Origin of the sequence: uncultured Dialister sp. (assembly GCA_900314595.1) — a bacterium.
Lineage (GTDB): Bacteria > Bacillota > Negativicutes > Veillonellales > Dialisteraceae > Dialister.
The window spans coordinates 1-6989 of sequence record OMVW01000062.1 but is presented as its reverse complement, the minus strand read 5'-3'; the positions used below and the strand labels follow the sequence as shown (position 1 = coordinate 6989).

Annotated in this window: 6 protein-coding genes; 4 read left to right on the top strand and 2 right to left on the bottom strand. The window is 49.9% G+C overall.

Going from position 1 to position 6989, the window contains the following annotated elements; genetic code table 11:
- Positions 1 to 960: 960 nt before the first annotated feature.
- The 4 genes from QZN42_RS09710 to uraA all read left to right on the top strand — a co-directional run bounded on the left by QZN42_RS09710 (position 961) and on the right by uraA (position 5874).
- Positions 961 to 2307 carry a hypothetical protein gene (locus QZN42_RS09710; RefSeq protein WP_296957135.1) on the top strand — a complete coding sequence of 449 codons (1347 nt, stop codon included), beginning with the start codon at positions 961 to 963 and terminating at the stop codon, positions 2305 to 2307.
- A gap of 510 nt (positions 2308 to 2817) precedes the next feature.
- Positions 2818 to 3789, top strand: coding sequence for an ABC transporter substrate-binding protein (locus tag QZN42_RS09705; protein ID WP_296957133.1), 972 nt, complete (start codon positions 2818 to 2820; stop codon positions 3787 to 3789).
- Positions 3790 to 4045: 256 nt separating this feature from the next.
- Positions 4046 to 4294, top strand: a complete 249-nt coding sequence (locus QZN42_RS09700) for a hypothetical protein (RefSeq protein ID WP_296957130.1) — start codon at positions 4046 to 4048, stop codon at positions 4292 to 4294.
- Between the two features lie 314 nt (positions 4295 to 4608).
- A complete protein-coding gene (uraA, locus tag QZN42_RS09695; RefSeq protein WP_296957127.1) occupies positions 4609 to 5874 on the top strand; it encodes a uracil permease in 1266 nt (421 codons plus the stop codon).
- 109 nt (positions 5875 to 5983) lie between these two features.
- Here the strand turns inward: uraA and QZN42_RS09690 are convergent, their stop codons facing one another.
- Positions 5984 to 6319 (bottom strand): hypothetical protein, encoded by a 336-nt coding sequence (locus QZN42_RS09690; protein ID WP_296957124.1) that lies wholly within the window; start codon positions 6317 to 6319, stop codon positions 5984 to 5986.
- A 10-nt stretch (positions 6320 to 6329) separates the two neighbouring features.
- The gene (locus tag QZN42_RS09685; RefSeq protein WP_296957119.1) at positions 6330 to 6515 is read right to left on the bottom strand and encodes a hypothetical protein; all 186 of its coding nucleotides are present in this window, start codon (positions 6513 to 6515) and stop codon (positions 6330 to 6332) included.
- Positions 6516 to 6989 lie beyond the last annotated feature (474 nt).

The following is a 6989-nucleotide window of genomic DNA, read 5'->3' as shown; positions in this document are numbered from 1 at the left end:
TAACTGAAAAAAGCTAAAAAATGGACCCTGGGGTAAGTGCGCCCTTTTTTGGGTTTTTCGGGATAATGGTTTTATAGTAAGCCTGGGGAGCCTTGAACGATTCGACTTGTATGGGTATTTCACGCTCGCCTGTGCACATGCCCCATAAAAAATGTGCCGCATCAGCCCCGCATCCCGCTCCCCGAAATCTCGAATGTGACTATAGAGCGGCATGTCCCTTACAGGGCTGATTCCCGAATATCGTTTGTGACCCTGGTCATCGTAAATACCAGAAGTCTCCAATAAATTTCCCAATAAAAAATCGGCCCATCAGGCCGCCCACCTTCCCGACAGCCCCGATCACCCCGATCGCCCCGATTTTTCGAAATTGACACAACCGGAGCATGTCGGGAGCAAGGCTAAGACCCGAATACCGAAGTGTCTCAGACCATAGTAACTACAATTTAGAGGAGGAATTGGGGACTGGAGCTCAGATATAATCAAAGCAGTTTGGGTCAATCAGCGATACGCGCGGGGTCGGGAATACACCTGGTTCCTCGTTCGGAAATACAGGTCCGGGTGCGGCAGGGAATACAGGTCCGGGTCGTAAGTGAAGAGTCACCGCCTGCGCAGGATCCTTTCCGGCACATCTGCGGGCCGCAGGCCATATAAAATTAGCCGCTTCAAGAATTTGATGCGGCCGCCTTCCCTTACACCTTGCCTCTTTCCCCTTTTCTCTTTGTTTTCAGGGCAGGAGGCCTGTGTCCGAAGGACGATATTTAAAATTGACTGGCAAAAGCTGGCCATATCCTTTCCGAAATCCCAAATCCAAAATCCGAAGTCCGTTTATCTGCAGCAGATATAATGCCTGTTTACCGGATTTTTTCTCCTTTGACCCATTTTTTACTCCCAGGTAACGGTACTTTATAAAGTGCTTTTTTACAATACAATCAGGATCATCGGCGAAAGAAGGCGGATTGTATGAGGAAACTGGTTTGTGGTCTCTGCGCAGCAGCTCTCATCGGGGCGGGGGCTATGGCAGCGGGGTTTGCGGGAAATCCTTCGGGAATTGGGGAGCCTATGAAGCTCACGGAAACGAGCGATGAATTTTATTTCTATAACAATCACACACCTCTTGTGACGAGGCTGGACAGGAAGGTGAACCGGGCGGTCCGGATGTATGGGATCGATGGGAAGCCCATCATAGCCGGGGCTGACGATTCCACTTTTTCCATCCGGGATGAAAAGGGAAATATCCTGTATCGCACGGAGCCTTCTTCCCGCCCCGAGGGCTATACCTGTCAGATTGCAAATACCAGTCGCCCGGATATCCGTTTCTGGCTCATCAGCAGCGATTCGAAACTCCGGGTGGTGAAGGAGGAAAAAGGGACATTCACGGAAGTGATGGGGGAAAAAGAACTTTCTTCGGCAGGAATCCTGATTCCGGCGGATACGGAGGAAATCCTTCTCTCCTCGTTCAGGGGAAATACCCTTTCCGTCACGAAAGGGCGGCAGGGTCCGGCTGGTTTCCTCCCAAGGCAGCAGGCTTATTTCACCTGGAATGGACAAGGCTTTCAGCAGTCTAAAGCAGACCGGAAGGGCCTCGCACTCCATCCGGAAAAAATCCTGCATCTGTTTTCTATTTCCTCAGGAAATACTCTTCATAGAGCCGGGGAAGAGACAGTCCTCTCCCCTCGCGTAAAAAATGGAAGGGAAGAATGGTCCAGGAAATCCTACGAAAGGGCGTCGGGAGAGAAAATCACCTTCACCGGGTACAATCATTTCTTCCAGCTGACCGGGGAAGAGGGACAGATCTTCTATACCAGTCCCGTTTCCTCCTGCAGAACAGGAACCTTTCACGTAGTGCCCCTGGAGATGGAAAAAGGCGAAAAATTCTGGCAGGTCACCCTTTCTGATGAAACGGGAGAGAAGGGGTTCTGGCTCATCGGCGAAGAAAACGGGAAGATTCAGGTCCCCATTTCCGGGGAAACTTTAAAAGAAGCGGGGCTTCTTCCGAATTCTGCCGGAAATCAGAATCTGGAAGTGATTTCTGAAAATGGAAATCTTTCCCTCCTTTTCTGGCATCTCTACTGGCCTAAGGGAACGGCTCATGCCCAGATGAGGCGTATGGTGGACAAGGTGGGCCATATCAGATGGAATCCTTTGGATGGCTCTTTTGGCCTTTCAGAAGTGGAGACCATGGAAAATCCGACCTTCATCGATGTAAAGACAAATGCCCTCCGCGAACTCACAGGAAGAGATCTGGAACTGTATCGTAAAGGGAAAGGACTTTCCGGGGAAGAGGGAACTTTTGTCATTATGCCATAAATAATAAGTGATAAGTCGGAAGTGAAGGTGGCGCCTTAAAATCATAGGGCGCCTTTTTTATATTTGGAAACTGTCTTCTTCGATGACCTTTTAATCGGGAGTATCGGGGCTGTCGGGAGTCTCGGGAAGGTGTCAGCGCTGATGCACCGACGAGTATATATGGAGAATGTACACAGGCGGCAAAAGTCCGAAATCCGTTTTTCCGGTATTACGCGCTAAAAACTAACGGCTCCACTAACGGCTAACCGTTAACCCCTATCGCCCAATCCCTGGCTTTTCCCCTCCAAAGTGAAAAGCCGCCATCCATTCTTCGAGGGCGGAGAGGTAGAGCCGGCGGACTTTTATAAAATTCTTCAGGTTGATGGGAGTGATGTGCATGGAAACCTCTTTATCTAAAATTTCTTTCAATATAAAAGGATTGGAATCGGTTGTCAATAGTTCGGGTGGCAGGGAAGAGAGAAGTGAAATATAATGAAGGAAAGATTAAATTTCTTCCACAGAGGTGATTTCATGAAAATTTCTGTACTTTGTCTTGCTCTCGTTCTCGCAGCTTCTATTTCCGGCTGCGGCATGAAGACCATGGCTCCTTCCGGCGGGAAGGGGTATGTGGTGAAGGATGCCACAGGAGCGGAAGTGAAAATCCCGAAGAAGCCGGAGCGGATCCTGGGAAATTCGGCAGCAATCGATACGATGCTTCTTTCCGTGGTGACTCCGGATAAACTGGTAGCGGCGACAGAAGCAGACAGGGATCCTGTGATTTCCTATGTGGCGGAGGATACGAAAAATATTTCCCTCACCGTCCCTCTGGTGGGCCTTTCCATGGAAATCGTGACGAAAGCAAAGCCGGACCTCATCGTGGCCTCCCTGTATACGAAGGCCAATGAGCTGGATATGTACAGGAATCTGGGCATACCGGTGGTGGTCATCGACGGGCCCCGGTCCATTCAGCAGGTAAAAGATGACATACGGATCATAGCAGCGGCGGTGGATGAAAAAGAACGGGGCGAAAATGTAGTCAGAAAGATGGACGCCCAGCTTCAGGAAATAGATGACCGCCTTGCACAGGAAACAGGGAAACGTCCCGTGGTGTACCTGGTCTCCCAGATGACCCGCTATGGCGGACCGGGGTCCATGTTCAATGAACTCCTGACCCGGGCCAGGGCAGACAATGCGATTGCTCTCGCCGGAGGAGTGAACGGCCAGGCCACTTCTACGGAACTCATCGTGAAGACAGACCCGGATATGCTCTTCGTTTCCACCGACCGGGCGTCGGATACGACAGGCGCTTCGAAATACAGGGATGATTTTCTTGCCAATCCGGCCATTGCCAATATGCGGGCAGCGCAACACATCGTCCCTGTGGCAGACCGGTACATCTACTCCTCCACCCAGAACTGCGTATGGGCCGTCAAGGGCCTCGCAAACGCAGCTTACGGGCCGATTTTCGATATGAGCGGGGAAGGGCAGATACGGGGGTACTGAGTCTTTTTCGAGATTTCGGGGTTCGGGGGTATCGGGGTTGTCGGGAAGGTGTCGCCCCTGATGGGGCGACGAATTTTTAAGGGGACTTTGCACAGGCGGGTTTATTGGAGTCACTTGTCAGATATCTGTTTTGAGTCAGTTACGGTATTCGGGAGTTAGCCTCATCACGGCGAGCCCCGTTTTAGACAATTCCGAGATTTCGGGGTTCGTGATTCGTGATTCGTGAAGGTGTGCCGCTGATGCGGCACGAGTATATATGGGGAATATGCTCATGCGGGGAAAAACGGAATTCGGACGTCGGATTTGGGATTTCGGGAAGATGGCGGCGCTGATGCACCGCAAATTTTTATGGGGAATGTACACAGACGAGTTTGAAAAGCCGGTTCAAGCCAAAAAATCACCTGCCCCCTGGCCAGAGAGTGGTGAGCAGGAGACGCTTCAGGTACAAATCGAAAATGAGATGAGAAAATGGTTCTCTGTGGAACGCAGGCTGCCCGGTGAGTGAAAACTGTACAAAAGAGCAAAAATATTTCCGCCAGAGATGAGAGCCGAAGGCCATATAAAAATGCGCCCGCAGGGCGCCACTTTCCCGATAGTCCCGAAATGATTCCCGATATCCCCGATAGCCCCGATTCAAAAGTTTCACGGACTGCAGGGGATTGTTGTTTACTTAATCATAATTCGCTCTAAATTCCCTTGCTTTTATCTTTTAAAAAGCGTAAGATAATACAGATAAAATTTGAGAGATTCGGGAAGGAGGTTCTTCAGGTTCGCACTGAAGGGCCTTTTTTTCTGAATCATTTTCCGGGGAGGAATGAAATGGCGAAACGAATTATTCACGTCGAGGAGAGGCTTCCGCTGCTGCCGACCATACCACTCAGTCTGCAGCATCTGTTTGCCATGTTTGGCTCTACGGTGCTCGTACCGTTCCTGCTGAATGTGGATCCGGCTACCTGCCTTTTTATGAATGGCATCGGTACGCTTCTGTACCTTTTTATCTGCAAGATGAAGCTGCCTGCTTACCTGGGCTCTTCCTTTGCTTTTATTTCACCGGTTCTGGCAGTCACTGCCACAAAGGGCATGACCTATGCAGATGCCCAGGGCGGATTCATTGCTTTCGGTCTCTGTTTCGTTATTATTGCGCTATTGGTCAAGAAAATAGGGGTCGCCTGGATTGACGTGCTCTTCCCTCCGGCCGCCATGGGGGCTATCGTAGCCATCATCGGCCTGGAACTGGCGCCGCTTGCCATGAGCATGTCCGGATTTATCGGGGACCCGCAGGGCATGAGTGCTTCTACGGCCATTACGATTTCCATGTTTACCCTGGTCGTAACGATCCTGGCAACTGTGCTGGGCCGCGGATTTATTTCCATCATTCCAATCTTAATCGGTGTCATTGCGGGATATATCCTTTCCATCATCCTGGGAGTGGTCGATTTCTCCAAAGTGGAATCCATTGCCTGGGTGGCTCCGCCCACTTTCTATGCGCCCCATTTCAACCTGTCCGCCATTATGATGATTCTCCCTGCCGTTTTCGTGGTGCTGGCTGAACATCTGGGCCACCTCTTCGTAACCAGTGATATCGTGGGAAGAGACCTGATCAAGGATCCGGGGCTTCATCGTTCCCTCTTCGCCGACGGTCTGTCCAACATCATTTCCGGTTTCGTCGGTTCCACCCCGAATACTACCTATGGTGAAAATATGGGTGTCATGGCCATGACCGGCGTCTACTCCACCTGGGTCATCGCAGGGGCAGCCGTCTTTGCCATTATCTTCTCCTTCGTAGGAAAAATTGCAGCCCTCATCCATGCCATTCCGACCCCCGTCATGGGCGGTGTGTGCATCCTCCTCTTCGGATTCATTGCAGCCTCCGGTATCCGTATGCTCATTGAAAAGAAAGTGGATTATACGAAATCCAGAAACCTCATCCTCACTGCAGTCACTATGATTTCCGGCCTCTCCGGAGCTACCGTGGTCGTAGGACCGGTCCAGCTCAAAGGCATGGGACTAGCGACAGTGACTGCCATGATCGTTTCCATCTGCTTCCTTATTTTCGATAAAGCGCATGTGTCGAATGATAATTGATTGGAGTCTTCTGTCAGATACAGTGGATTGAGTCAGTTACGGTTTTCGGGAATTAGCCCTGTCCGGGGCATGTGGATATCAGGGCTAAGACCCGAATACCGTAACTGTCTCAGACCATTATATCTGCCTGATTTGAGATACTCTTCGCTTCATTGATGCACTGGATCAGTATTTCCTTATTTTTCTTATCCACCATCCCCGAGATACGGAAGAGGTCCACAACCCACCAGATGACGCCGATGAAGCAGCACATGAGGACCCAGAGGATGATATTTCTCACAATCCGTCCCAGGTAGATGTAGTAGGCCGCAAAGACGATCCAGAGGACGTAGGCCAGCCATTTCTTCTTTTCCCTGCTGGCATAAAGGGTGAGGGCCTGTGTTTTCTGGGCTTCTGTGAGCCCCTGCAGCATGAGTTTGCCTTCTTCATCGAGTTTGCAGTCCATAATTTCCTCCTTAGAAAAGTCGTTTCTTCAGCACAATGGCCTTCCACTTCGAAAGGGCCTCTTTCGCCTCTTTCGGCGCACCGGATACGAGGCGCACGTTTCCTTTCATCCTTTCCGCCATAGTCACGGAAGGATCAATGTAAGGCTCGAAGGTCTTGTAAAAATTCATTTTGGAAATCTCTTCGGAAATATCCATAGCAGTGCCTCCCATTTTTCTTTAATCCTATTGTATCATATATTGGCTGGGAAAGTATTCAGTCCGCTTATCAGTTAAATGGGTAATGGCTAATAGATAATGAGGAAAACTTTTCAGCCATCCGTGTGGGAAAGCTGTACATTGGGGTAATAGTTAATCGGGCCGGGCTGCCGGGTATTCATCCGTGTGGGAAAGCCGTACATTGGGGTTAATAGTTAATGGGCTGGGCCAACGGGTATGCATCAGAATGTAAAGGCTGAATATTGGGGCTAATAGGTAATGGTTAATGGCTAATGGGTTCTGCCATTGGGCGGATGGGGATAAAAGTTTCCCCGCCCGCCTGACATAAATGCAGCTATTAACCATTAACTATTAAACTATTAACTACAATATCATTAACTTAGCAGCGTATAAAATACCTCTAAATCGAAGTTCTTCTATCATATATAGGGGAAATAAGCCTTTATTCACCCT